The sequence below is a fragment of the Ferrimonas sp. genome, from assembly GCF_048263965.1.
In the GTDB taxonomy this organism is placed as follows: Bacteria; Pseudomonadota; Gammaproteobacteria; order Enterobacterales; family Shewanellaceae; genus Ferrimonas.
Window position 1 is genome coordinate 1 of sequence record NZ_JBLXDO010000005.1, and the last position, 24,667, is coordinate 24,667.

At 56.4% G+C, this 24,667-nt stretch carries 26 protein-coding genes; 11 read left to right on the forward strand and 15 right to left on the reverse strand.

Annotation, left to right across the window (positions count from 1 at the left end; all coding sequences use genetic code 11):
* Positions 1-162 precede the first annotated feature (162 nt).
* Positions 163-1,995, forward strand: coding sequence for a signal peptide peptidase SppA (gene sppA, locus ACN0RV_RS06460; protein ID WP_417346637.1), 1,833 nt, complete (start codon positions 163-165; stop codon positions 1,993-1,995).
* 114 nt (positions 1,996-2,109) lie between these two features.
* The gene (gene ansA / locus ACN0RV_RS06465; protein ID WP_417346639.1) at positions 2,110-3,120 is read left to right on the forward strand and encodes an asparaginase; all 1,011 of its coding nucleotides are present in this window, start codon (positions 2,110-2,112) and stop codon (positions 3,118-3,120) included.
* A 63-nt stretch (positions 3,121-3,183) separates the two neighbouring features.
* Here ansA and ACN0RV_RS06470 read toward each other — a convergent pair whose 3' ends face one another.
* From ACN0RV_RS06470 to ACN0RV_RS06515, 10 genes are all read right to left on the reverse strand, one after another.
* Positions 3,184-4,134: an Acg family FMN-binding oxidoreductase gene (locus tag ACN0RV_RS06470; RefSeq protein ID WP_417346641.1), complete on the reverse strand. Its 951-nt coding sequence runs from the start codon at positions 4,132-4,134 to the stop codon at positions 3,184-3,186.
* A 176-nt stretch (positions 4,135-4,310) separates the two neighbouring features.
* The gene (locus ACN0RV_RS06475) at positions 4,311-4,772 is read right to left on the reverse strand and encodes a DUF2059 domain-containing protein (protein ID WP_417346643.1); all 462 of its coding nucleotides are present in this window, start codon (positions 4,770-4,772) and stop codon (positions 4,311-4,313) included.
* Positions 4,773-4,820: 48 nt separating this feature from the next.
* Positions 4,821-5,876, reverse strand: coding sequence for a M48 family metallopeptidase (locus tag ACN0RV_RS06480; protein ID WP_417346645.1), 1,056 nt, complete (start codon positions 5,874-5,876; stop codon positions 4,821-4,823).
* 12 nt (positions 5,877-5,888) lie between these two features.
* The gene (locus ACN0RV_RS06485) at positions 5,889-7,094 is read right to left on the reverse strand and encodes a YjgN family protein (RefSeq protein WP_417346647.1); all 1,206 of its coding nucleotides are present in this window, start codon (positions 7,092-7,094) and stop codon (positions 5,889-5,891) included.
* A 112-nt stretch (positions 7,095-7,206) separates the two neighbouring features.
* Positions 7,207-7,644 (reverse strand): MAPEG family protein, encoded by a 438-nt coding sequence (locus ACN0RV_RS06490; protein WP_417346648.1) that lies wholly within the window; start codon positions 7,642-7,644, stop codon positions 7,207-7,209.
* A gap of 85 nt (positions 7,645-7,729) precedes the next feature.
* The gene (locus ACN0RV_RS06495; RefSeq protein ID WP_417346650.1) at positions 7,730-8,914 is read right to left on the reverse strand and encodes an EAL domain-containing protein; all 1,185 of its coding nucleotides are present in this window, start codon (positions 8,912-8,914) and stop codon (positions 7,730-7,732) included.
* A 362-nt stretch (positions 8,915-9,276) separates the two neighbouring features.
* Positions 9,277-9,741, reverse strand: a complete 465-nt coding sequence (locus ACN0RV_RS06500) for a CreA family protein (RefSeq protein WP_417346652.1) — start codon at positions 9,739-9,741, stop codon at positions 9,277-9,279.
* A gap of 3 nt (positions 9,742-9,744) precedes the next feature.
* Positions 9,745-10,017, reverse strand: coding sequence for a YeaC family protein (locus tag ACN0RV_RS06505; RefSeq protein ID WP_417346654.1), 273 nt, complete (start codon positions 10,015-10,017; stop codon positions 9,745-9,747).
* Between the two features lie 2 nt (positions 10,018-10,019).
* Entirely contained in the window at positions 10,020-10,340 is a 321-nt protein-coding gene (locus ACN0RV_RS06510) for a zinc ribbon domain-containing protein (protein ID WP_286342709.1), read from the reverse strand.
* A 174-nt stretch (positions 10,341-10,514) separates the two neighbouring features.
* Complete coding sequence (locus tag ACN0RV_RS06515) at positions 10,515-12,203, reverse strand: alanine/glycine:cation symporter family protein (protein WP_417346656.1); 1,689 nt, start codon at positions 12,201-12,203, stop codon at positions 10,515-10,517.
* Positions 12,204-12,582: 379 nt separating this feature from the next.
* On the opposite strand from ACN0RV_RS06515, the gene ACN0RV_RS06520 reads away from it, so the two are divergent.
* Positions 12,583-12,792, forward strand: a complete 210-nt coding sequence (locus ACN0RV_RS06520; protein WP_417346658.1) for a hypothetical protein — start codon at positions 12,583-12,585, stop codon at positions 12,790-12,792.
* Here ACN0RV_RS06520 and ACN0RV_RS06525 read toward each other — a convergent pair.
* Positions 12,789-13,673, reverse strand: coding sequence for a LysR family transcriptional regulator (locus tag ACN0RV_RS06525; RefSeq protein ID WP_417346660.1), 885 nt, complete (start codon positions 13,671-13,673; stop codon positions 12,789-12,791). The genes ACN0RV_RS06520 and ACN0RV_RS06525 overlap by 4 nt on opposite strands.
* Positions 13,674-13,841: 168 nt before the next feature.
* On the opposite strand from ACN0RV_RS06525, the gene maoP reads away from it, so the two are divergent.
* From maoP to ACN0RV_RS06550, 5 genes are all read left to right on the forward strand, one after another.
* Complete coding sequence (maoP, locus tag ACN0RV_RS06530; protein ID WP_417346662.1) at positions 13,842-14,180, forward strand: DUF413 domain-containing protein; 339 nt, start codon at positions 13,842-13,844, stop codon at positions 14,178-14,180.
* A gap of 15 nt (positions 14,181-14,195) precedes the next feature.
* Complete coding sequence (gshB, locus tag ACN0RV_RS06535) at positions 14,196-15,239, forward strand: glutathione synthase (RefSeq protein WP_417346663.1); 1,044 nt, start codon at positions 14,196-14,198, stop codon at positions 15,237-15,239.
* Positions 15,217-17,217, forward strand: a complete 2,001-nt coding sequence (locus ACN0RV_RS06540; RefSeq protein ID WP_417346665.1) for a tyrosine/phenylalanine carboxypeptidase domain-containing protein — start codon at positions 15,217-15,219, stop codon at positions 17,215-17,217. The genes gshB and ACN0RV_RS06540 overlap by 23 nt, the downstream gene beginning before the upstream one ends.
* A gap of 97 nt (positions 17,218-17,314) precedes the next feature.
* Positions 17,315-17,770 carry an FKBP-type peptidyl-prolyl cis-trans isomerase gene (locus ACN0RV_RS06545; RefSeq protein ID WP_417346667.1) on the forward strand — a complete coding sequence of 152 codons (456 nt, stop codon included), beginning with the start codon at positions 17,315-17,317 and terminating at the stop codon, positions 17,768-17,770.
* Between the two features lie 100 nt (positions 17,771-17,870).
* Positions 17,871-18,383: an aminoacyl-tRNA deacylase gene (locus tag ACN0RV_RS06550; RefSeq protein ID WP_417346669.1), complete on the forward strand. Its 513-nt coding sequence runs from the start codon at positions 17,871-17,873 to the stop codon at positions 18,381-18,383.
* 44 nt (positions 18,384-18,427) lie between these two features.
* Here ACN0RV_RS06550 and ACN0RV_RS06555 read toward each other — a convergent pair whose 3' ends face one another.
* The 4 genes from ACN0RV_RS06555 to ACN0RV_RS06570 all read right to left on the reverse strand — a co-directional run bounded on the left by ACN0RV_RS06555 (position 18,428) and on the right by ACN0RV_RS06570 (position 20,788).
* A complete protein-coding gene (locus ACN0RV_RS06555; protein ID WP_417346671.1) occupies positions 18,428-18,973 on the reverse strand; it encodes a DUF1415 domain-containing protein in 546 nt (181 codons plus the stop codon).
* Between the two features lie 73 nt (positions 18,974-19,046).
* The gene (locus ACN0RV_RS06560; RefSeq protein WP_417346673.1) at positions 19,047-19,451 is read right to left on the reverse strand and encodes a DUF3429 domain-containing protein; all 405 of its coding nucleotides are present in this window, start codon (positions 19,449-19,451) and stop codon (positions 19,047-19,049) included.
* Positions 19,452-19,507: 56 nt separating this feature from the next.
* Complete coding sequence (locus ACN0RV_RS06565) at positions 19,508-20,173, reverse strand: glutathione S-transferase family protein (protein WP_417346675.1); 666 nt, start codon at positions 20,171-20,173, stop codon at positions 19,508-19,510.
* 12 nt (positions 20,174-20,185) lie between these two features.
* On the reverse strand, positions 20,186-20,788 hold the full coding sequence (locus ACN0RV_RS06570) for a glutathione S-transferase family protein (RefSeq protein WP_417346677.1): 603 nt from the start codon (positions 20,786-20,788) through the stop codon (positions 20,186-20,188).
* A gap of 80 nt (positions 20,789-20,868) precedes the next feature.
* On the opposite strand from ACN0RV_RS06570, the gene ACN0RV_RS06575 reads away from it, so the two are divergent.
* From ACN0RV_RS06575 to ACN0RV_RS06585, 3 genes are all read left to right on the forward strand, one after another.
* Positions 20,869-21,444, forward strand: coding sequence for a TetR/AcrR family transcriptional regulator (locus tag ACN0RV_RS06575; protein WP_417346678.1), 576 nt, complete (start codon positions 20,869-20,871; stop codon positions 21,442-21,444).
* 76 nt (positions 21,445-21,520) lie between these two features.
* Entirely contained in the window at positions 21,521-22,264 is a 744-nt protein-coding gene (locus ACN0RV_RS06580) for a YbaY family lipoprotein (protein ID WP_417346680.1), read from the forward strand.
* Positions 22,265-22,906: 642 nt separating this feature from the next.
* A complete protein-coding gene (locus ACN0RV_RS06585; protein ID WP_417346682.1) occupies positions 22,907-24,667 on the forward strand; it encodes a hypothetical protein in 1,761 nt (586 codons plus the stop codon).

A 24,667-nucleotide genomic window follows, 5' to 3' on the forward strand; every position in this document is an offset into this window, starting at 1 on the left:
TGGTGTTTGTTTGGCGACTACACAATAACCTTTCCAGCCGTTTTCGTATCTAGTTCCCGCTAATGTGCGAAGAACCATTAAAAAGCCTTACAATTGCAGTCTGACATGGATGCAGGGCATCTGTAATATAAGTAGGTCAATAGTTTAAGGATAGAGATACGCATGTCTCAGAAACGCGCATGGCCGATTCGATTGCTCGGCTTCATTTGGGCAGGGATCAACGGCACCCGACGACTGATACTGAACTTGGTGTTCTTCGGCTTCCTCGCCCTGATTCTGGTAGGGCTCAGTCAGGATCAGGTCCCACAGGTGCCCCAGGGCGCTGCCCTGGTGCTGAACCTGGAAGGCAAGCTGGTTGAACAGCCCAGAGAGATGGATCCTTTCGAGATGGTCGCCGGCAGTGGCGACAAGGAGCAGGAGATCGTTCTCGAGGAACTGATCGACGTTATTGAAACTGCTGCCGAGGATGACCGCATCGCCGGCATCGTACTGCGTCCCGGAGGTGTCTATGGTGGCACTGCCAAGCTGGAGCTGGTGGGCCAGGCCCTGAACCGTTTCCGCGACAGCGGCAAACCGGTGATTGCCCAGTCCGGTTGGTTCACTCAGGGTCCCTATCTGCTGGCCACTTATGCCGATGAGATTCAGCTGAACGCATCCGGTACCGTCGCCATCGAAGGCATGGGCATGTATCGCCTGTTCTACAAAGATCTGCTGGACAAGGTCGGGGTGAAGACCCACCTGTTCCGCGTCGGCAAATACAAGTCCTTCGCCGAAAGCTACTACCTCAACGAAATGTCCGAGCCCGCCAAGGAAGCCAATCGCTCCCTGCTGGACGACATCTGGGGCCAGTACAAGGCCACGGTCAATGCCAACCGCACCCTGCCCAAGGGTCTGCTGGACCGTAACCTGGACCAGCTGGAAGCTGGCCTGGAGCAGGTGGATGGCGACTTCAGCCAGTACGCCCTGGAAAACGGCCTGGTGGACAGCGTGCTGACCTCGGTGGAGATGCGCGATCAGCTGTTTGAGCGCTTCGGCGCCAAGAAAGACGATAAGAGCAAGTTCAATGGCGTCTCCTGGCAGGACTACGGCGCTCAGATGACCCCTGAGATCAACCTGCCCGGTCGTGATCAGGTGGCGGTGATTGTTGCCCAGGGCCCCATCGTTCCCGGGGATCAGCCTGCGGGCACCATTGGTGGCTACTCCATGTCCAAGTTGCTGCGTCAGGCTCGTGAGGATGACCAGGTGAAAGCCGTGGTGATCCGCGTCGACAGCCCCGGCGGCAGTGTCTACGCCTCTGAGCAGATCCGTCAGGAGATTCTGGCGCTGAAGGACGCGGGTAAAACCGTGGTCTCCTCCATGAGCTCTGTGGCTGCCTCCGGTGGTTACTGGATCTCGGCCAACGCTGACCGCATCTACGCCCAGCCCAACACCATCACAGGTTCCATCGGCATCATCGGCATGATTCAGACCTTTGAAGAGACTGCCAAGACCGTCGGCGTCAACATGGACGGTGTGGGCACCACTGAGATGGCCGGCCTGAATGTGTTCAAGCCCCTGCCCGACTCCTTCAAGCGCATCATGCAGATGAACCTCAACAAGGGCTACGCCGACTTCATCAACCTGGTGGCCACCGCCCGTGACATCCCGGTTGATAAGGTGGACGAAGTGGCCCAGGGTCGTGTCTGGAGTGGCGCCGCCGCCAAAGAGCTGGGTCTGGTGGATGAACTGGGCAGCCTGGATGACGCCGTCGCCGGTGCCGCCGAAATTGCCGGTATCAGCGACTACGACACCATACTCATCGAGAAAGAGCTCAGCCCAGAGCAGCAGATCATTCAGGAGATCCTGAAAAATGCCTCTGTAGAGCTGCCCCAGTCTGAAGGCAACAAGCTGATGGGCATGGTGAAGCAGACTCTGCTGGGCCCTCTGGAGCAGCAGCTGAAGCTGTCTGACCCGCAAAACGCCTACATGCTGTGCCTGGAGTGCAGCGAGCTGTAAGCCGCTTTTCCTCTTAAGAGACACAGATTAAAGGGCCTCCTTCGGGAGGCCCTTTTGCACTCCCCCGCCCCACATCCTATAATCCGGCCATCCTGGCCTACCCCTTTGAGCATAATGACAAAAAAACGGATCTACATCGCCTACACCGGCGGCACCATCGGTATGCAGAAAACCGATCAGGGCTATGCCCCCACCGCCGGGTTCCTCACCGAGCGAGTCAAGGCCAACCCCGAATTCCAACGGGCGGAGATGCCGGAGTTTGAGATCAGCGAATACGCCGATCTGATGGACTCCGCCAACATGACCCCGGAAGACTGGCAGCACATCGCCGACGACATCCAGGCGCGCTATGACGAGTTTGACGGCTTCGTCATCCTTCATGGCACCGACACCATGGCCTTCACCGCTGCCGCCCTCTCTTTCATGCTGGAGGGGCTGACCAAGCCTGTGGTGGTCACCGGTTCGCAGATCCCCTTTGCCGAACTGCGCTCAGACGGTCAGCACAACCTACTGAACGCCCTGTACCTGGCGGCCAGCCACCCCGTTGGCGAAGTCTGTCTGTTTTTCAACAACAAGCTGTTTCGCGGTAACCGAACCACCAAGGTGCACGCAGACGGCTTCGATGCCTTTGCCAGCCCCAACCTGCCACCGCTGCTGGAAGCGGGAATCCACATCCAGTCCGGGCCTGGCGTGACCCTGCTGGAGTCCAAGGGGCCGTTGACAGTGCACCCCATCACCCCGCAACCCATCGGCGTGGTGACCCTCTATCCGGGGATCTCCTCCGAGGTGATTCGCAATATCCTGCTGCAGCCGGTCAAAGCGCTTATCCTGCTCTCCTTCGGCGTGGGCAACGCCCCGCAGCGTCCAGAGCTGCTGGACCTGTTCAAGGACGCCCGCAAGCGGGAGGTGATCATCGTCAACTTGACCCAGTGCCTTCAGGGCAAGGTGAACATGAGCGGCTATGCCACCGGCAACGCCCTGTCACAGGCGGGTGTCATCAGTGGGTACGATATGACCACAGAAGCGGCCCTGGCCAAGCTGCACTTCCTGTTGAGCCAGCCCATGAGCTTTGATGAGCGGCTGCAGGCCATGGAGCAGAGCCTGAGAGGGGAACTCAGCCGATAGGGCGTGGTGACCTTCCTGACAAAAAAGACAGCCCTCATTCGAGGGCTGTTTTTGTAAGTGCGGTTAGACCGGGTCCAACATGCCGGAGAGCGGCCGCCTTGGGGAGGCCTCCGCCTTCTCAACAGGCCGCCCCAACCTGAGCAGTATCTGAGGTGACGCCAGCCCCGTTATCTTGGACAGACGGGTCCTCAAAGAGGCCACCTGTATCGGCTGGTTGAGGAAAGAGCCCTGGTAGCCCCGCTGACAGCAACCAAGCAACACGCTCTGCAGGGCCTGCCCGGTTTCAAGCCACTGCCTGGGGCCGTCACCACAACTGGAAAGTACCAGCAGCAGCGGCGCCTTCTCCACCAGTTGGTTACTTTTACGGGCCATCATGGCGCCAAGGTTGAACCAGCGAATCATGGCTCGAACAAGGGGCGACCAGAGGGCCGACACCGCCAGCCCCTCTCCCCGGTTCGGCGGCATCATCCAGCTCGCCAGCTCCCGGCGCCAGGCTGTATCCGCCCAAAGGGTCCTGTCGCCCTGGGCCACCAGATTGGCGATACGCTGACGCTGGGCCTCACTGGACACCACCGCCAGTTGCACCCCCTCCAATTTGGCCCAATGGCGCAGATCGGCAATCAGCTCACCTTGGTCAAATCCGGGTTCATAATCGGTTCGCACCGTATGGCGGTGGGGGATCTGATCGGCCAGTTGGGCCAGATCAGGCTGCTCTTCCAGCAAAGGGCACTGCTGAACTCTGGCGAGCAAGTCGGGATTGTCGGGGTCAGGAAGCAGCTGTACCTCAATGCCAACCTTGGCTTTGGCGGCTGCCAGCCTCATGTTCATCAGGGCACAACCGCAGCTGATGTGAAGTTCACGATCGTCGGGATCAGTCACAGGCAGGGCACGAGAACGGTCTGCCAGCAGCTCAATGCTGTCATCCTGAAGTCGAAACCGCCAGGGCTGGCTGTTGTGACTGGAGGGCGCCAACATCGCACTGTGGACCATCTGACGTGCGGTCTGTTTATTCATAACCCCCTCCTTCAACTTGCTCTACAGGCGCAACCGCAAAACAGGCGTTGGCCCCGGTTGCTAACTATAAGTAAAACATCTTTTTTCACTCTGTGCGTAATTATCCTGTTCTAATCCATTCCCAGAATAAGCTCCGCCCTTTATCAAACGAAAAACGTCCGAAATCCTGAGCTTACTCAATGAGACTGGCGCAGTTGCTGTTCTCTCTCACGAATCCTCTGCTGGAGCTCGACGAGGTTCTCATCCAGTCGCCGCTCCCCAATCATCATCGCCTCCTCCATCAGTTGCGGCTGCAACCTGAGGATCTTCTGACCGACCTGGGTGCGATAGAACTCGGTCAGCGCCCTAAGCTCCGCCTCGGTGAACGCTTCCTGATAGAGAGCGGCGTAATCCTCTTTGACGCTGTCCCATCCGGCGTATTTGAAGTAGAACGCTTTCAGGGTTGCTTTGAAGGGCGCCATCTCCGGATTGGCACGAACCTGGAGATCCAGAACCACTTCCAGGCTTTCATTGGTGAGGCGCTCAGCTCCCATCGCTTCCAGCATCTCATGGGCCACCTTGAGGTGAGTGTCACCCTTGGCTGGCAAGGCAACAAGCATCGCCGTGGCCAATACAGTGGCTATAAAGGAAGGGGACATCTTTTCTCCATTAGGGGTGATGAGTTTGGTGACGGGTCTGGCGAGCCCTTACTGCTCGCCCTCCTTGGGATTTACGGCATCCTCGGCCGCATGAATACGCTCCAGGGTCTCGGGGTGACTGCTCAGGTACTGGGTCCAGTGGCCAGAGCTGTCCTCATCCAGGGACTGATGGCTGGACTCAGCCAGCAAGCGCATGGCAGTGGCGAAGTACACCGGAGACAAGCCAAGCTGCTTCAGTTGTGCATGGGCAAAGCGATCCGCCTCCGACTCCATCTCCCTGGAAAACGCGCTGTCGATAAGGCTGCTGCCGGCTCCGATGATCACCTCACCGGCTCCCTCAATGTCCCCCAGCACCAGTGCGAACAGCATACTGTTGGCGGTGGCCCGGGCCAGTTGCTTCAACCCGTGCTGGTGCTCCACATGACCGATTTCATGGAGCAGCACCGCCGTCAGGGCGTGGGGCTCCGGCTCCATCAGAGTGACAATCTCATCGGTCAGCACCACGGTACCGTCGGGCAGGGCGAAGGCGTTGGCGCCCATTTTGCTGCTGCGAAACAGCAGCTGGTAGTCGCTGCTGTTCAGTGACAGGTGCTGCAGCGAATGCTGCCATTGGCCTCGAACCCGCTCTCTTTGCGCCTCATTGAGTTCACTGGGATCCATCAGGGTCTTGTCCAGCAGAAACAGAGTCTGTTCCCCAAGTTGGCGCGGCACCGCATCAGGCAACAGGCTCACCGAGGCGTCTGCCGCAGCGGGCAGTGCCTTGGTCACCATCACCCACAGAAACAGCGGCACCAGCAGTACGCCAGCCAATACCGCGCTCCAGTGCCCCTCCAGCCAGTGCAAGACTCGCTGGGCGCTTGAGGTCTGGGGCCAGCGAAACCCCGGATCATTCGGGGTAAACAGGGCGCCATCGGCAAAACGAAGGTCCACCGGCAATCCCGCCAGTACCTCTCCCTGCTCACAGTCGCCAAGATCGCAGCATATGTGGCGAGAACTGTCGCCGTCCAGGTAGAGGATCAACTCTTCCTGAACCAGTTCAACCCGCCCCTTCTGACTTTGACCGCTTCCGGGGGCCAGGTAGACCCCCTCAATCTGAAGACTCATTGCCCAGTCCTATCAGGTGATGGAGAGATCGAGATCGAACAGTCCCGCCGCTTCTTCACCGAAAGCGGAATCTCCTTCGCCGACGGTGTTGGTGAGGGTATCCGCACCAGGCAGCAGCATCACCCCGATGGCGTCGGTCATGTATTTGAGTTTGCGCACCTGGGTGACCGGGTAGGCCAGCCCCAGGGTGCAGGCCAGCATCACCGCATTGGTGGTCATCATTCTCATGTAACTGCCTAACTTGATTTCAGGCTTAAAGGAGACCACGCCCTCGATCGAGGTCTCACCGATCAAGTGGTTAAGTACCATGCTCTGGTACAGGGCGCGCACCATAAAGCTGATCAAAAACGCGGCGCCGTAGAACAGCAGCATGGGCACCAACTGGAAGTCCGGCTCGCCCTCGGCGTTGTAGGCAAACAACCCCTCCCCTAACCCCAGTATGGAGAAAAGGGCGATAAACAGCACAAAGCCCAACCCCAGCCCGGCAAAGGAGGCTTTGTAGTAACTGCCGCTGGAGGTGTTCACCTCGAAGCGCTTGCCACCATAGGTGGTGTGGCTATAGAGGTATTGATCCATCTTCTTAAACACCCAAGGCATCGCCAGGTACAGGGTAAAGGCACCCACAATAGGCAGAAGCACAAAGGTCGCCAATAAGCCGAAGTAGCTGCCCTCGAAGGAGAAGCGCACGTTTCTGTAGGCGGTCATTCGCATGGAGAAGCGCATCCCCTGCAGAATCAGCCAGGGGGTCGCAACCAGCAGGCCCAAACTGAACAGCAGGCCGGCGATGGGAAAGAACTGGGATAGCACAGAAAAGCCAATGAGTACGGCAACGGCGATCACCCGCCCCTTAAGAATCTGCATCGGCTTGGCCAGATAGCGGAAGCTGTGGCCCTCCAGCTTGGTGTGGCCCAGCAGGTACTGATTGTTGCGCACCTTGGCCCAAGCGCTGTAGATCCCAAGGGTGACGATGCTCAGCAGCAGATTGACGATCCACAGTTTGAAGTAGTCGCCCCCGGTGCCGGTAAACTCTAGCGGTACCTTCCTGGCCTCCTTGCTGAAAATGGACTCCCTCTCGGCAATCGCCTGAGCCTGCTGCTGGTGTTTCTCGGCGATCAACTGCTTCAGGCGAGCGGCGCGCTCTGGAAACGCGCTTGCATCCAGCTGCCCCAGGGCATCAACCAGCTCTGTCAGGCTGTATTTATCGTAGTTAGGTTCCATCTGTCCTCTCTAATCCCTTCTCCAATATGCGGAGACAAAAATTGTTGCGCCCTAATCTACCTGCATCCACTAGTGAGATAAAGAGGGGGTGATCGCAATTTATCTAACTAAATCAGTGCATTTGACGCATGAACAAGACGGCAGCAATGGCCGTCAGTGCAAACAGAGGAATGTTGGACAGCAGATAGACCGCGAACCTGAGTTCTACCTTGTTGATCAGGGCCTGCACCAGGCTGTGGGCCACCCGCAGCACCACATAGCTCCAGGCAAGAATCATGGTAATGCTCCCCTGCTCACCCATTAGGACCAGGGCGATGATAAGGGGGTAGAACAGCGTGGGCTGCTCCATCAAGTGGTTGTAGTTGTCAGCTTTCCAGCGTACCGGCGGAGGCAACTGATCCATCTGCTCCCCTCTGGGGGCATTGGGGTCAAGTGTCATGCCGGCTTTGAGGATGGCGGGGATTCGGGTGAAGTACATCCACAGCCACATCACCAGAGACCAGCAAATCAACGCCACTACTGGGCCAAGCAGAGGGGAATATTGAGGCATATCGACGTCCTGTCGAATGAGTAAGCTAGGGTACTTAGTAACTCACAGCTTAACAAGGGTTTCAACCTGACAGCCGTGGTAAGCGCTACCTGGCCGTCGAGACCACCGCCAAGCCTTCAAATTCGATCCTGTCTTCCCTAACCAGACGCTGCTCCACCAGGTAATGCTCAAGTTCATGAAGCATCTGCATCACCAGGTCCGACTGGCGCGACAGCTTTCGCATCAAATCGACCAGGGGTTTGCCAGTTTGCCCTGCGTCCACCGCCACCATCAATTCAGCCAGTGTCTGATGCAGATCCTTATGGCTCTGGTGTAGCTTGTTGAACCAGATGGTGTTTGAAAAACAACGACCCGGACCATAAAGCCATTTGCCCAGGCGACACTGGGTATGATGGGCTTCAGGCCAGCTTAAGGTGTTTGCGTCGCTCATCAGGTCCAAGTTGTAGACGCTGTCGATAACCGCTTTACGCCACTGAATATGGTCCAGTTGGGCCATGTGTAACATGCCCAGGAGCTGAGACGGCCAGTGCCGTCCCTCCTGCAGGAAATTGAGAAAACTCTTAAGGGGCAGTGGTGGGCTGATCCAATACCCCTGCGCCACGCTGCAGCCGGTGTTTTGCAGCAAACGATAGCAGGATTCTGTTTCTACCCCTTCGGCAACGATCTCCAGGTCCATGTTATGGGCCATCTGAATACTGGATTGAACGATGGAGAGTTCCTTTTCCGACGCTTCCACCTGGCTGATGATCGACTTGTCTATCTTAATGGTGCTAAAGGGCCAGCGAGCCAGGGTTCCCAGGTTGGAAAATCCGCGACAGTAATCATCCATCACCAGTCGAATACCCAGGTTCTTCAGCTTATTGAGGTTCTCTATCACCACAGGGCACTCATTGAGCACCACGGTCTCGGTCAGCTCTATCTCTATCTGTTCCGGGACGATCTCTCCCCGCGCGACCCCCTCCATCAGCAACTTGACCAGCTTTCGGTTCTGGAAGTCATGGGCTGACACGTTGAATGAAACAGGAAGCGGCTGACCCAGTTTGTTGATCTGACCGATATCCTCTATAAGGCGTTTGACCATGCACAGGGTCAGGCGGTTGATAAAGCCGTTGGACTCGGCCTGGGGAATAAAAGCGCCGGGAAGTACCACCGTACCATCGGCCCTGATCCAGCGAATTAAGGCTTCAGCACCGCAGATCTCTCCGGTGATCATGGAAACCTTGGGCTGGTAATAAAACTCAAATTCCCGCTTGTGCAGCGCGCTTTCCAAATCGCGTCTTGTTGTTGCCCTGGCGCTCATAGAGATGTCCGATTGTTGGTGACAAAGAAAACAGAACTAATCATGTTGCTATGCCCAATATCCTTGGCATCTGATCCTAAGAGCACGCTCATTTGTTGCCTATTTTTTGCAACTTCAATGAGTTGCGAACTGCTCTAGCAGGCTCATGTGAAACTCTAATTTCTGAATTCTGCAATCGAAAGTACGGAGATCTCAATTTAAGCCGAAACTAATATAAAAAGTAACCAAGAGGATAATATTCCCCATTATTACCGATCACAGGACACAAACAGGGTTCAAGCACGTTCCGCCAAGCGTCCATTAAAAAGGGGCCTTGCGGCCCCCTGCATCATTCAGTTTTTTGTTGACCCGGCTTTGTAGGCCTGGGTGCCCCACAAAGGCACTGTGGAGAGCGAGTGCTTATAGCTGCCCTTGGTCTCTTTAGTGCTGTAGGCGATGTAGAGCAGGGTCTGGGTCTTCTGATCCAAAATGCGTCTTATCTTCAGGCTCTTGAACAGGACACTCTTGGATTTTTTGAACACCACCTCTCCGGATTTGCCGGTATCGATGGCGGCGATCATCTCCGGGGTGATCTCACCGGTCTGGCGACAGGAGATGCCCATATCACTGGGATCGGCAAAGTCCAGATCCGCTTCGATGTTGGAGATATGGCAGGTGACGCCGGTCACTATGGGGTCCTGCAACACCTCAACCTTGATGTCCTTGGTGGTGAACAGCCCCAGGGAAACATCCCCCACCTCGTTGTTGTCACAGCCCGACAGGGCCAGGGCCGCCAGGGCCAAAATCCAGGCTCTCATGGGTTACTCCGGCTTAAGACGGGTGATCTGGTTATCATCAAACTGATGCTTGAGCACATCCTTGGACAGGTGGTTGATCTCCCCATCCCTGCCCACAGTCAGATGTTGGTTCTCACTGTTATGATTGGACTGCCAGACGATCAGCGCCTGCATGGCGGCTTCACGTTGCTCATCGGTCACCAGGGTGCCATCGGGCCACTTACCAATTTCAACCGCGGTCTGAAGCTTCTGCGCCAGTTCTGCGTCCATGTTCGCTGCCAGTGTTTGCCACTCCATGCCTATCCCCTTTTATTCAGCGCGATTCTGACCCGGGTCACCAGGTAACCTACAAAGCCCACGGCCATCATGCCGATACCCGCAGGTTTACGCCAGTTCTCCGCCTGCTCTCCGCCCCAGAACCATAGGGCAAATCCGCCGACAAAGGCCAGCAGGGCCAGGAAGCTGTGGTTCATCAATTGGGTTTTCTTGTTGATGGATGCGATGCGCTGGGCAGATTCGATCTTGTCGCTGTCGCCATCCAGCACCACCTTGCAGTGGCTGCAGGTCTTCGCCTTGTCTGAGATGCGCTTGCCACAGGCGGGACAATCAATTAACGCCATTTCCACTCCTTGTCATCTATGCCCTGACCGGCGCGGGCCGGGGCTGTCTTGCGCCGCCCACTATTACAGAGGCGACCTTCAAGGTAAAGGGTTTCCTCGGTGAAGGCGATATTGCCGCCGCCAACAAACAGAAACGCCGCCTACGAGAGGCGGCGTCTCAGCCCAGGAGAAGGTTTACTCTGCCGGGCTCTGGGCCTTGCCCTCTTCTTTTACATCCGGCGAGGTGGACCAGTAGTTGGCCACCGTCTGCTTCATCTCCTTGGAGAGCAGCAAGATGCCGAACAGGTTAGGCAGGGTCATCAACACAATGGAGACCGCCGCCAGGTTCCAGACAATAGTGGTGTCCGCCACCGCCGCAATCATAAAGCCGGCCACATAAAACACCCGGTAGGTGAGGATCCAACGACTGCCAAACAGGTAGGTAACCGCACGGTCGCCGTAGTAGGACCAAGCGATGGCCGTAGAGAAGGCGAACAGCAGCAGGCCGATGGAGACCACATACTGGCCATACTCGCCGAAGTAGCCCCGGGTAAAGGCCTTGGTGGTTAGCTCTGCCGAGTGAATCAGTGAGCGGCCCTCGATGGTCACAGCCAGATCCATTGGCTTACCTTCGGCGATCTCCAGGTTGCCGCTGAAGGGGAAGCCTTTCACTGTGTAGCGCACATCTTCCGCCACCGAGCGGGCAGCAATCAGGGTAAAGTCCTGGTTCACCGCTTCACCGTCACGAATGACAATGACGCCGTTGTAGGCGTTCACGGTGGAGTCCTGGCCAGTGAGGTAGTGGAACAGCTCGGTCTTATCACTGTCGACGCCGTCACTGTAGTGGCCCTGTACATACTCGATGTCGGCGGTCTGGAAGCTGTTGTGGTGTTTCTCTGTCCACACGCCAGAGGAGAGGATCACCATGCCAGTCAGGGTACAGACGATGATGGTATCAATGAAGGGCTCGAGGATGGACACCATGCCCTCGGACACCGGCTCATCCGCACGGGCCGCGGCGTGGGCGATGGGCGCACTACCCTGGCCCGCTTCGTTGGAAAACAGGCCTCGGTTTACCCCTCGGTTAAAAGCATAGGCAAAGGTGGCACCCAGGAAGCCGCCGGTGGCCGCAGAGCCGGTGAAAGCGTCTTTGAATACAGACACAAAGGAGGGCACCAGGTTATCCAGGTTGTAGAAGATCACCGCCAATGCGCCAATGACGTACACCACGGACATGAAAGGCACCAGGGTGGAGGTCACCTTGGCGATGCGGCTGATGCCGCCCAGGATCACCAGCGCCAGCAGGATGGAGAGCACACCACCGGTAACCACGGGCGCGATGCCGAAGGTGGCTTCCATGGACACGGCGATGTTGTTCACCTGGGGCATATTACCGGTACCGAAGGAGCTGACGATGGTCGCCAGGGCGAAGATCACCGCCAGCCACTTCATGTTCAGTGCCTTGTCCATAAAGTACATGGGGCCACCGGCCATAGTGCCGTCGTCGGTCTTCTCCCGGTACTTGTGGGACAGGGTCACTTCCACGAACTTGGTGGTCATACCCAGGAAGGCGGTCATCCACATCCAGAACAGGGCTGCTGGGCCGCCCAGGAAGATGGCCAGGCCCACCCCCCCGATATTACCTGTACCTACGGTACCAGATAGCGCAGTGGACAGCGCCTGGAAGTGACTGGTGTCGCCAGCCATTTTGGAGTGATCATGTTTGCCCCGGACGATACTCCAGGCGCGGCCAAAGTAACGAATTTGGGGGAATCCAAGGTAGAGGGTGAAGAACAGACCCACACCCAGCAGCACCCAGGGGAACCAGGGCGCGGAGCCCAGGAACCCATCCAGGGACAGGAGGAAGTTGTTAATTACCTGCAAAACGATTTCCTTATTATTGTTCGGGGCCGCTTCCAGGCCCGGTTTGTTTTGTCCCCCCTACACTAGCAACAAGGCTCCACAGGGCTCAAGGCAGCGACTTTCGTCTTCAAAAGCGGTATTTCCCACATAAGCGTCCATTTGGCAGCAGAGAATCCTAAACAGCTTGCACCGTTGAAAATTTGTGCACTGGTGAACTGGTGTTCACCGCCGGATCCTCCAGGGGAAAATGTAAAGAAAAAGTTGGAATGGAGAGGGGTTACAACGAGTTCTGGTGAAGATATAGCCGATAGGTGCTCCGTAGGTTCGTTCAGAAATCATCAGGGTTCAATGAGATATGCTGAAGCCAGTCCCGATTTCGTCACCAAGCCAAGGAGTACTCATGAGTAAACTCAGATACATGCCCCGCCCCATTCCCTGGGCCGTGGTCCTGTCGATACCCCTGATATTGGCGGCGCTTATCGCTATTCCACCCGCCCTCGCCAACGACGCCGAGTGTCAGAGCTGCCATACCACAGAGGATATGGCCGAGTCTGAACACATGGATACCGAGGGTATGAACTGTCTGAGCTGCCACGAAGCTCACGACTAAAGGTTGTCGGCGGCGGCCTGCAGGGTATAGCCCCCTGCCGGCGAGGTAGCAGACAGCCTGGCCTGCACTCTGAGGATCCCCTCCAGCAAGGGGGTATCCTTGCGATAAGCCAGGTATATCTCCCGCTCCATCAGGCTGCCCTCACTCAGCCTGAACAGCTGACCACTCTCCAGGAAAGGCTCCACCATGGAGAGTGGCAGGTAGGCGGCGCCGCCCCTTTTCAGAAGTATATCCAGAGCGATGCGTGCACTGCTGGTGCGCATCGCCGGGGGCACAGACCCCGGATGCTCCTCGGCATGAGCCTGGGCAAACTGCACCCCCCAGTCCACAAAGATGTACTCCCCACAAAGTGCCTGCTCCGCTGATTCCTGGCAGGTGCTCACCAGCACCAACTCCAGCCTGGCCACCTCGCTGCACTGCAGTAGCTCAGATTTTACCGGCTCAAACAGAATCCCCATATCCAGGGTGCGCTGCAACAGCGCCCGGTTCACCTGTTCCTGACTCAGGGTGTCGGCACTGAATGCGTAGCCACTCATCGACTCGGTGATCAGCCCCAAACAATGTTGCAAATAGGCATCCCAGACATTGGGCGTTCCCGCCATAGTCAGCTGCGCCTGCTCCCCCTTGGCCAACTTCAGATCGTCCCTGGCCTGTTGCAGGGTACTGACCATCACCTCGGCATAACGAACCAACCTCTCCCCTGTCGAGGTAAGGCGGATGTTGTTGCGCTGACGCACGAACAAAGAAGCATCGAAATACTCCTCCAGTTGCTTGATGCGGGCACTCACCGCCGCCTGGGTGATGTTCAGGCTGTTTGCGGCCCGGCCAAAGTGGCGCTCTTTGGCCACTTCCAGAAAGGTTTTAAAGACTTTGACGTCCATGGCGACTCCAACGGGTTTCTGCGCCGATGTTAACAACGAATTTTTGTCGAGACGATAGAAATTTATCGTTTTTCTTTATCCGGTTTCAGATCTATCTTTCGCGCGATCTCATGCCTTGAGTGAATACCATCAATACATTGAAATATTTAATCTTTATCGGGATTTGTTATGTCTGATGTCGATTTTCGATTCGGTAGCAAACTGTTTGTGGACAACAACAGATATGCCAGAGGATTTAATCGCTCCGGTGACTTCACCATTGGCGAGAGCCATCTGCTCACCAGTTTTGGTACCACCATGCAGGGGTTAGCAACCGGTCTTCTTGAGCCTCAATCTGACACAGAGCACCATTTTCAGCAGGTGTGTCAGGCCAAGGCAGATCCCGAAACCCCTCTGGAACGTGTATGGCTGAAGTACCAGAGGTTGGCCAATGGCAAACCAAAGATCTACACGCTGCACGACAGCAAAGTCAGCGTCGATCTGAACAGCCCAATTGATGACGATTAATTTTGGACAGGCTTAATGAACATCTGTTTCCTCATGTACCCATGGCAGCGTATCGACCCTGCCTTTGACTCCACGCTGCGCCTTATCCACGAGTGCGCCATTCGGGGACATACCGTGGCGATAACCACGCCCAACAGCCTGACCATGCGCGACTCCACCGTGTATGGCTTTTGCGATGTCATCATCAAAAGCCGAGCGGTCTCTGATAAGGCGGAGCGTTTCTACGCAACCGCTGAGATGCGTCGGGTAAAGCTGCCGATGGCGGGGTTCGACTGCATCTTCATGCGAGCCAACCCTCCCCTGGACACTCTGGCACTGAACTTCCTGGACTCCATAAAGCAAGACACTCTGATCATTAATGATCTGGAGGGGCTGCGCATCGCCAACAACAAGCTGTACACCGCGGGCTGGTCCGGTCCTGCCAGTCAGTTCATTCCCAACACCCATGTCTCCAAGAACAAGGAGTATCTGATGCAGGTGTTGGAAGAGAACGACGCCGGAAAAATGATTCTGAAACCATTGAACGGCTATGGCGGACACGGTGTCATCGTAATCGAGAAGAGCGCACAGCAAAGTGTCAGTTCCCTGTTGGACTACTACATCGGAAGCGGCGACAAGAGCAACTATGTGATCCTGCAAGATTACATTGAGGGCGCTGAAGAGGGCGACAAGAGAATCCTGATGCTTAATGGCGAACCTATCGGTGCCATGCGCAGGGTCCCTGCCAAGGGGGACGTACGCTCAAACATCCATGCCGGCGGCAAGGAGGTCAAGCATACCCTGACACGTCAGGAGAAACAGCTGTGCGCCACCGTGGGCCCCAAGCTGGTTCGTGACGGCCTCTACTTCGTTGGTCTGGATGTGATCGGTGACAAGCTCCTGGAAGTCAATGTCCTGAGTCCCGGAGGCATTACCCGGATCAACAAACTCAACCGAACCCGACTGCAGAGACAGGTGATCGACTGGGTGGAAAACATCATCAACAGCCGCGAACTGCTGCTGCAACGTAAATCCGATTACCGTCAGGCAATTCTCGATGCAAACATTATCGCTGACTGAAGCGATCGAGCTGATCGAGGCCGCGACTCCCTTTACCGCAGTGGTGGAGGGATGCCTGGAAGTCAAGATTGATGCTTATATGCCCGTAGTGGCCGCGGCCATTCACGCTGGAGGACAGTTAAGGCGGGATCTTCTGGACAACTGTTTGCTGTCCAACAAGGAGCGGTTCTACGAGGAAGATCCGGCCACTGACCAGTTTATTTCGTCTCAACCCATCACACTGGTGGGTCGGGACTCGAGATTCGAGTATGACCTTAACCGCCCCAGGGCACTGAGCACCTACTACCGCTCAGCATGGAGCAGGCAGGTGTGGCAAAGGCCGTTAAGCGCCAAACAGCGGGAACGGAGTCACCTTAAACACCAGTGTTTTTATACGTTGTTCGATGCCTTGTTGGCCAAGCTTGAGGGATTGTTCCCTAATGTGCTGGTATTTGATATTCACAGCTACAACCACAAACGCATTGAGCGTCAGGTGCCGCTGTTCAATGTCGGTACTGCTCAGATCGATATGGAGCGATGGGGGACTGTCGTCGAGCGCTTCAACCGTGAGCTCAACCGGATTAAGCTGTCCGATATCAAGGTGGAATCAAAGCTCGATGAGGTGTTCCAGGGACGCGGATACCTGATAGCACACACCAACGCCCGGTTTGATCGCACTCTGGTGCTGCCCACTGAGGTTAAAAAGGTCTACATGGACGAAGAGAGTGGCACCATGTTTCCACTCGTGGTTCAGGACCTGAGCTTGGGTATGAAAGAGGCTTTTGCCCAGACGGCGGCCTACTTCGCCAGGCGCCACAATAAGAGGACAAAGGCAAGCAAGCATCAGATGCTGAGCCAGGTCATTGATCAGGATGTGCTGGAGTTAGACAGGCAGCTGGCCTCCATAGGAAAAGGGCTGGAAACCCTGCCCTACTTGAATCCGCTGAATATCGAACAGGAACGGCGCCGTTTTCGCAGTGGTTGCCGCCGTTTCAGCCCCAGGTTTAAATACAAACCTCTGGCCGTGGACCCTTTCCTGCTAAAAGAGAAGCTTTACCAACTTCCCTTCGAGAGGATATCGGACCCGGCGATTCGCACCCTGTATCAAGGGATTGCCGACAACCTGTCCCGCAGGGTTGATATGCTGACCTCTGTGGGCAAGGAGGAGTTTCGCTATGCCAGCCTGCGCTACTATGGCAGGCCAGATGTTGAAGCGGTGCAAAAGGCTCGATTTCTCCTCCAGGCAGCGCCCCTGAACGAGGAGGAACAACCACAGCCGGCGATCAATGCTGAACAGGCAGTGCATCGCCTCCAGTTGTGCGCCGACAGCTGGGGGCTGAAGTGTCGGGTTCAACAGAGCGGCCGCCTGGCGGCCAAAGCGATGGTGGTGTCGGGACGAGGAAAGCCGACCTTGTTGATCAACAGAAACCGCACTTATACCGACAGGGAGTTATCGGCACTGGAACTTCATGAATTGGGTATCCATGTCGCAACCACCCTGAACGGACGCCGACAGCCCTTACAGGTGCTGAACCTGGGCCTCCCAGGCAGCAACCAGACTCAGGAGGGCCTGGCGATCATGGCCGAGTACTGCGGCGGAGCCCTGACTCTGGACAGGCTTAAGATGCTGGCCAGCAGGGTACTCGCCGTCGATTCGATGCTGGTCGACGATAACTTCGACCTGACCATGCAAAGGCTGATTGAGGAAGCCAGATTGAGCACCGACAGCGCCTTCGACGTGGCGGTCAGGGTATACCGCTCTGGCGGTCTGACCAAAGACTATCAGTACCTGACGGGATTCCTGAGTATTCTGACACTGTCCAGCAACCGCACTCTGGAGCCCTTGCTTGCGGGTAAGGCGTCGGTGGATAACCTTGACCTGCTTGAAGAGCTTTGCCAACGAAACTGGATCACGGCGCCAACCTCACTGGTGGCGTTGCACCCACAAGGAAACGAAGATCCAATTATCCAGTATCTGGTCAAAAGTCTGGTTCACTGATCTGCTAACAATAAAGGGTACCCCGGGGTGCCCTTTTTCTATGCGCGAGCCGATGGGATGCAGTATGCTGGAGCCCTGGCCTCCACAGGAGCAGAAAGTGAATATTGAAAATGACAGCGTTGTATCCATCGCTTATACCCTTCGACTGGTTACCGGTGAAAAGGTTGATGTGGTCTCACGCAACGATCCCCTGGTGTATGTTCATGGCAAGGGCGATCTGGCGGAGGGGCTGGAAGAGGTGCTTCTTGGGCATAAAGCCGGCGATCACCTCACCGTTACCCTGACACCGGATCTGGCCTTCGGTGACCACGACCCCGAGATGGTCAAGCAGGTGGACGCCTCCATCATCAAGGGGGCCGAGCAACTTAAGGTAGGCATGCAAATTCATGCCGAAACCGATCACGGCCCCATGGAGCTGACGCTCACCGAGATAGACGGCGACACTCTGACCCTGGACGCCAACCACCCATTGGCGGGAAAGACCGTTATCTTCGATGTCTACATCTGCAAGGTCGCCCCGTCAGAAGAGGCCACGGCAAACCCTCTTAACTAGCTGATTCATAGCCATATTGCAGGCTGACTAACAGCTTTATCTCCGCACCCACAACCTCTGGTATACACTTTAGAAGAGACCCAATACCAAGGAGGTTCCTATGGGTGCCGCCATCAAAGTCATCGACTATCTCGATTCCCTTGGGGTGCAGTATCAGCTGGTTCCCCATGCACACAGCCAGTCTTCCATCCAGTCCGCGACTAACGCCGGCGTGCCCGCCAGACAGACCGCCAAGTCCGTCGTTCTGGAGGACAACGAAGGTCGCCGCATCCTGGCGGTGGTCCCGGCCGCTAACAGAGTGGTGATTCAAAAGCTCAGCGATCAGCTCAAGCGGGAACTGCATCTGATCCCCGAGACCAAACTAAAGGGTCAGTTCAGCGATTGTGAGTTGGGCGCGGTGCCTCCCGTGGGCAAGCCATACAACCTGATGGCCGTCTACGAGGATGATCTGTGTAAAGAAGATCACATCTATCTTGAAGCAGGCGATCATGAGCACCTGATTCGCATTAGCCGCAATGGCATGCAAGCCCTGATGGCCAACCAGGCCCACGGCCACTTCAGCGCCACCTCAGTGGCCAATGAGAAGCCAAGACGAGCCTGGGACTGGCAGTAGCGCTTTAGCGTGATCAAAAAGGGCGCCCCTTGGCGCCCTTTTGGTTACTGTTTCTTTATGCCAGCCAGCAATGACAGAAAAAACTCCGCGCCACGCTTTCGGGCAAAGGCCACATTGCGCTCCGGGATCTCCTCCGGATTGTCATAGTCTGCCAAAGCCCTGGCCATGCTCTCTTCCCTAATCAAGTGAATGGTGGGCCAGGGAGAGCGGTTGGTGAAGTTGGCCGGGTCGCCTTCCGGCTCCCCGGCAAAACAGTAATCCGGGTGGAAACTGGCCAGCTGATAAACACCCTCATAACCTTGCATCTGCAGCAGAGCATTGGCCAGTTCAACCAGTTCCAGGTACTGGTCAAAATCTGCGAAGCCCTGGGTCAGGACACACAGAGTGGTGGCCACATTCGGGTGTTGGTCCAGGTATTGGCACTCCAGGAACAGCGTTTCCAGTGCGCTGGGCAGTTCCTCTGAGTCGATCTCGGCGTAGCGGATGGTATCCGCTTCCACCTCACGCCGGGCAAAGGGGCACAGGTTGTACTTCATGATGACCCGCTCCACCCAGGCGCGGGTCTGGCTCAGGGCATGGTGTTCCTTCACAGACGGTCTCCTTCATCACTTACCCTCATTAGGGAGCGCGAAGGGTAGCACAGACTCAGGCCCGATGCCGCTGCTAGGCCAACCAGAAGCTCAGGTGCATAATCAGGGCGACGGCGGTCAGCCCCTGGCGCAGTCCAGCATACCCCTGGGGCTTGCCTTCGATCCAGCGGTCGCTGACCAGCATCAGCAGATAGCCAACCGCCAACCAAGGCAAGGCCCCCACTGGGCCCAGACCCACCAGGGCGACCCAGGCCAGAATACTTGGGATCATTGCCAGATAGGTTTGCCAGGGACGCGCCTTGGCGATGACACTTTGATACCAGTGGATTCCTCCCAAAAAGGAGAGAATGATGGCGCTGTACTGAGAAAAGCCCATCAGCGCTGTGTCCGAAGAAATGGCGCCCAGCACCATCATCATGGGAAGGGCTACGAAGGGGATCAGCCCGGCTGCGCCGAGCCAATAGGCGTGTATGTGCATGGGACCTCCAGGTGCAGCTCAAGATAAGTTGCTACGCAGAGGTCCACAAATGGGATCTATTGGGTGACCATCTTGGCGATCGCCTCCGCCCGCTCCTCGTCAGTCATCTCTGACGGTGGGGGCACCAGAATCCCCCGCTGGCAGGCGGGACGCTCAGCCAGTTCATCGAGCCAACGCTTCAGGTTGGGCAGGCCTTCGATGGAGATACCACTCCACTCATGGGTGCGCACCCAGGGCCAGGTGGCCATGTCGGCGATGGAGTACTCTTCGGTCAGGTAACGAGTCTTGGCCAGTTGAGCGTCCATCACTTCAAACAACCGACGCCCCTCCTTCTGATAACGCTCGATGGCCGCCGGGATCTTCTCGGGAAAGTAGCGGTAGAACACATTGGCCTGCCCCATCATCGGACCCACGCCGCCCATCTGGAACATCAGCCACTGAATTGCTCTGGAGCGCTCCTTGGGATCCTTAGGCAGATACTTGCCTGTCTTCTCTGCCAGATAGAGCAGGATGGCACCGGACTCAAACACGGCAAAATCATCATTGTTCCCATCCACTATGGCCGGAATACGTCCATTGGGATTGATGGCCAGAAACTCCTGCTGTTTCTGCTCCAGGGCCATCAGGTCCAGTGGATGGACCCGATACTCCAGCCCCATCTCCTCCAGGGCGATGGAGACCTTGTGGCCGTTTGGGGTGGCGGCGGTATACAGCTCAATCATGACAACTCCTGGTTAACTGAATGCGGGTCGGACGGCTAGCAGGTTACGCCAGCGTTCAATGTTGGGATAGGACTGCACCAGGGAAAACTTGACCCTTTCCATAAAGGCGAAGAGCGTCCAGGCGGTAATGTCGGCCACGGTGAAGCATTCACCGGCCAGGTAGGTGCTCTCTCCCAGGCGCTGTTCCAACTTGGGCAAAAACTCATCCAGTCGCTTTCTGGACTCCTCCCCCCAGGCCTCAACACAGCGCTCTCTGTCGGCGTAGACACCGCTGAGATTGCGAAACGCCTGAAACGCCGGAACCAGGCCCTGGTGCTCAATGATACGGGTCCACATCTCCACCCTGCCCTGCTCCAGAGGCGTCGCGCCAAACAGGCCCGTTGGCTTTATAGCATCAAAGTAGCGGCAGATCGCCAGGCTTTCACAGATGGTTTCACCGTCATCCAGCTCCAGAACCGGCACATGACCATTGGCGCTGAGTCGGCGGAACTCGGTGGAGAGGTTTTCCCCGCCTCGAATGTCTACCTCCTGTCGCGGCACCTCCAGACCGGCCTCGGCCAGAAATAGGGACACGCGCAGGCAATTCGGGGTGGGGGCGGTTTGATGAATCTTCATTGACACTCCTTTTCCGGAACGATCGTTTAGATTAGAATCTATCGATATCAGAACGAACGGTCAAGAATTTTGGAGGCAGTATGGCAAGACAGTGTTGCTTCGACAGAGAGGAGGTGCTGGAACGGGCTATGGGTCTGTTCTGGCAGCGCGGCTTCGAAGCTACATCCGTGGCCAACCTGGTGGACCACCTGGGGATCAATCGTTTCAGCCTCTACAACAGCTTCGGTGACAAGCATCAGCTTTATCACCTGTGCCTAAGGCACTATCAGGAGACCTACTCCAAACCCAGGCTGCAGCCCCTGCTGGAGGACAACGCTGGGCTGAAAGAGATTGAAACCCTGCTAATGCAGATGTGTCAGGAGGTTCGGCCAGGGTTTGGCTGCTTCCTGCAAAGTGCCCTGCTGGAGCGCAGACAACTGGACGAAAAGGTAGCGGCTCTTTCAGATCAGATATTCGACGGGCTGTTTGCGGCGCTGAAGCACGCTCTGGAGGGCGCCAAGGCAAAACAGCAACTCAGGCCCAACACCGACATCGATCTGCTGACCCACTGGCTGGTGTTGCAGATTCAGGGCATCCGCGCCCTGCTCAGGGCCGGTCAGCCGGACAGGGTCACCCCCGCCCTGACGCAAATTGTTACCTTCCTGCGAAGCCAGTAATCGCCACCATACAGCCCCGGTTAAGCCACTCTGAGACTATTATTGTCGTCACTGAATTTAATCGGGGTAACCATCCATGAAACACTTCGGCTTGGCCTTGGTCGCCAGTGCCCTTCTGGTCACAGGCTGCGCCAACCACACTCAATCTGAGAATGTGTCCGGCAGCGTCAGCTATCGGGAGCGTATCGCTTTGCCACCCGGTTCGGTGGTCAAAGTGGCCCTGCAGGATACCTCCAAGCAGGATGTGGCCGCTGAGACTCTGGCTGAAAAGAGCTACACCATCAATGGTGTGCCACCCTACCCCTTTGAACTGACTTATGGCCCAGACCAGTTGAAGCCGGGCCACAGCTACACCCTCAGCGCCCGTATCGAGAGCCCTCACGGCCGGCTGATGTTCATCAATACCACAGTTGAGAACGCCTTCGATGGGGATGGCAATAACATGATGTTGCAGATGGTGGCCCATGAACAGGCGCCGGATCTGCCGTTGAAGGACACCCACTGGATCCTGTCCCACATCGAGGGGCAACCGGCGCCTTTGGGGATGCAGGATAAAGCCGCCAATCTGGTGGTCAATCAGGATGGTGTTGCGGCGGGTTTCTCCGGTTGTAACCGCTATCACGGCCGATACCTGGACGACAGCGGCCAGATTGCTGCGGGTCCCATGGCCGCCACCATGATGGCCTGTCCCCAGGGTATGGATCTGGAGAGGGAGTATCTGGCACACCTGTCCCAGACCGCCGAGTATGAGATCAAGGGCAACACACTTAGCCTCCGGGATAAGAGCGGCACCGAGTTGCTGCGTTTCGTCTCTCAATAAAGTTTCATCGCTGTCGCCGTTTCCACTGCCTGGCGGCAGCGATGCTTTTCCTATAATTTTCCCAAAACACTCCACACGCCTTCAAATCCCCCCTCCTATCTTTACCTTCAGTAATTATTTTCGAATTTAAAAGTCACGCAGCGATCTTACGAAGTGACATTTAATTGACGCCACAAAATTACATTGACGCACTTGATAAAATGCCTGCCAGGGCGCTCAGATAGCGAGAAATAATAGATATTACCGCAAATTATTCGCCAAAATTATTAAAAAAAACGTGTCCTCCATTCAGAGCCAGCCTACACACCCCATCGCAAATTCAACTCTCACATAACAAAGTAAAGAGCCCAAAACCCCCGTAACTCAGGGTTTTTTAGATATCAGAAAACATTCTTTCAACATTTGCGTTTGTGACAAACGTCACTGAACATCCATAATTTTCCGCTATGTTAGATATAACTAAATTAGGTCGTTCAAATAATCTGATTAAAAGGAGAGAAACACACAGGAAAAACTAATAAGCCACAGACACAACAACGAGGCGAAATCCGCACAAAGGAGTTTGTGCGCACAGAATCAAGAAACTGAACAAAAAATGGAAAATTATTCGCTTCGAAAAATAAAAAATCACTGGAGAATATGATGAACTCTAAAACTCTAATATCTTTGGCGGGCATTTTTGCTGTCACGCTCGCCTTGCCAAGTTATGCGGCTAAGCCCATTGACCTGGATGGTGACGGAGTAAAGGCCGCTCAAGACTGTAACGATAACGATGCCAGTGTCTGGCAACTGAACTCCTGCGGCGTCTGTGAAGTTGAGCCCGTCAACGGCTGCGCCGTCAGCCCCCACGACGGTCTCGCCTGGACTGACTACCCCAGCGCCTGTATGAACTGCCACGACGGCGGCGAAGGCGGTAGCCAGTATCAGGAGATGTTCGGTTCCACTCACTATCAGTGGACAGGTGAAACCCCGGATATGACCAACCAGGGTGGTACCCTGCAGGGTAAGCTGACCAACGCGGTAAACAGCTACTGTATCAACATTGAAGGCGACTGGCCTGTGTGCGGCTCCTGCCACGCCGGCCGCGGCACCAAGCCCGGCGAAGGCGACACCGTTGCCAACGTCGACTGCCTGATGTGCCACAACAAAGACTACGCCCTCAACCGGGTGCGCAAGTCTGACGGCTCCCTGGGTCCAGCAGACGGCACTGCCCAAGCGGATCTGGACGGCTATGTACAGAACATTGCCGCCCCTGAGCGCACCAACTGCCTGAAGTGCCACGCCTATGCCGGCGGCGGTGATGGCGTTAAGCGCGGTGACCTCTCCTCTGCCCTGATGGCCAACGGCGATGCTCACTTCGACGTACACATGAACGTGACCGGTGCCAACCTGCAGTGCCAGGATTGCCACAAGTTTGAAAGTCATCGAGTGATCGGCAAAGGCTCCGACCTGCGTCCTACCGACGACATCGTTCGTGGTGCCGAGATCAATTGTGCCAACAGCTCCTGCCACGACGGTATGGACTCCGGTACCGGTCACGCAAGCTCAGGCCGCCGCGACGAGCCCGATCGCCACGTGTCTCGCGTAGCCTGTCAGTCCTGCCACATTCCCACCTATGCCAAGGATCTGGGCGCGGCCAACCATATGCCCACGGAGATGCACCGTGACTGGCAGTTCCACCACGACGGAACTCCCGCCGATGGCGTATCCGGCCCAGGCCACCCGCATACCGACAAACTGGCTAACCAGGTGCCTGAGGTTCGTTTCTGGAACCGTAAGAGCGACAACTACCTGCTGGGCGATCTGGCCAAGGTGGACCCTGAGACCGGGCTCTACCCCACCTCCCGTCCTCTGGGCGACGCCAATGACGGTAAGCTGACGCCGTTCAAGTACAAGACCGCGCACCAGCCCATGACCAGTGCCGACAGCCGCATGATCGCCCTGGACACCTTCGAGTACCTCAAGGGTTCAGGCGATGCCGTCAAGGCGATTGAAAACGGCCTGGCCAACATGGGTTATGCTACTAACGAGCCCTATGAGTGGATCGAGACCGACACCTTCCAGATGATCAACCACGGTGTGAACCCCGCCAGTGACGTGGCAGATTGTACCCAGTGTCACTCCACTGATCTGGATCTGACCACCGACTCCAAACTGGACGCTATGGGCTTCAAACTGAAAGGGCCCAAGGAGCAGGTGTGTGCTCAGTGTCACGACGGCACCAAGAACCTGCCTCGCACCCACGAACGGATGCACAACCACGTAGAGAAGGGCTCCGGCATCGGCTGCTACTTCTGTCACGACGTGCAGCGCCCCGAGCGCAACCTGTGCAGCCCCTGTGACGCCAGCTGCCCTGCAGAGTTTGTGGACAATCAACCCTTCCCACATCAGTGCAGTAACTGA

Bases quoted from the DNA above. Each gene is read 5' to 3' on its own strand.
- sppA (WP_417346637.1), top strand. From the start codon at position 163: ATGTCTCAGAAACGCGCATGGCCGATTCGATTGCTCGGCTTCATTTGG.
- ansA (WP_417346639.1), top strand. From the start codon at position 2,110: ATGACAAAAAAACGGATCTACATCGCCTACACCGGCGGCACCATCGGT.
- ACN0RV_RS06470 (WP_417346641.1), bottom strand. From the start codon at position 4,134: ATGAATAAACAGACCGCACGTCAGATGGTCCACAGTGCGATGTTGGCG.
- ACN0RV_RS06475 (WP_417346643.1), bottom strand. From the start codon at position 4,772: ATGTCCCCTTCCTTTATAGCCACTGTATTGGCCACGGCGATGCTTGTT.
- ACN0RV_RS06480 (WP_417346645.1), bottom strand. From the start codon at position 5,876: ATGAGTCTTCAGATTGAGGGGGTCTACCTGGCCCCCGGAAGCGGTCAA.
- ACN0RV_RS06485 (WP_417346647.1), bottom strand. From the start codon at position 7,094: ATGGAACCTAACTACGATAAATACAGCCTGACAGAGCTGGTTGATGCC.
- ACN0RV_RS06490 (WP_417346648.1), bottom strand. From the start codon at position 7,644: ATGCCTCAATATTCCCCTCTGCTTGGCCCAGTAGTGGCGTTGATTTGC.
- ACN0RV_RS06500 (WP_417346652.1), bottom strand. From the start codon at position 9,741: ATGAGAGCCTGGATTTTGGCCCTGGCGGCCCTGGCCCTGTCGGGCTGT.
- ACN0RV_RS06505 (WP_417346654.1), bottom strand. From the start codon at position 10,017: ATGGAGTGGCAAACACTGGCAGCGAACATGGACGCAGAACTGGCGCAG.
- ACN0RV_RS06510 (WP_286342709.1), bottom strand. From the start codon at position 10,340: ATGGCGTTAATTGATTGTCCCGCCTGTGGCAAGCGCATCTCAGACAAG.
- ACN0RV_RS06520 (WP_417346658.1), top strand. From the start codon at position 12,583: ATGAGTAAACTCAGATACATGCCCCGCCCCATTCCCTGGGCCGTGGTC.
- ACN0RV_RS06525 (WP_417346660.1), bottom strand. From the start codon at position 13,673: ATGGACGTCAAAGTCTTTAAAACCTTTCTGGAAGTGGCCAAAGAGCGC.
- maoP (WP_417346662.1), top strand. From the start codon at position 13,842: ATGTCTGATGTCGATTTTCGATTCGGTAGCAAACTGTTTGTGGACAAC.
- gshB (WP_417346663.1), top strand. From the start codon at position 14,196: ATGAACATCTGTTTCCTCATGTACCCATGGCAGCGTATCGACCCTGCC.
- ACN0RV_RS06540 (WP_417346665.1), top strand. From the start codon at position 15,217: ATGCAAACATTATCGCTGACTGAAGCGATCGAGCTGATCGAGGCCGCG.
- ACN0RV_RS06550 (WP_417346669.1), top strand. From the start codon at position 17,871: ATGGGTGCCGCCATCAAAGTCATCGACTATCTCGATTCCCTTGGGGTG.
- ACN0RV_RS06560 (WP_417346673.1), bottom strand. From the start codon at position 19,451: ATGCACATACACGCCTATTGGCTCGGCGCAGCCGGGCTGATCCCCTTC.
- ACN0RV_RS06565 (WP_417346675.1), bottom strand. From the start codon at position 20,173: ATGATTGAGCTGTATACCGCCGCCACCCCAAACGGCCACAAGGTCTCC.
- ACN0RV_RS06570 (WP_417346677.1), bottom strand. From the start codon at position 20,788: ATGAAGATTCATCAAACCGCCCCCACCCCGAATTGCCTGCGCGTGTCC.
- ACN0RV_RS06575 (WP_417346678.1), top strand. From the start codon at position 20,869: ATGGCAAGACAGTGTTGCTTCGACAGAGAGGAGGTGCTGGAACGGGCT.
- ACN0RV_RS06580 (WP_417346680.1), top strand. From the start codon at position 21,521: ATGAAACACTTCGGCTTGGCCTTGGTCGCCAGTGCCCTTCTGGTCACA.
- ACN0RV_RS06585 (WP_417346682.1), top strand. From the start codon at position 22,907: ATGAACTCTAAAACTCTAATATCTTTGGCGGGCATTTTTGCTGTCACG.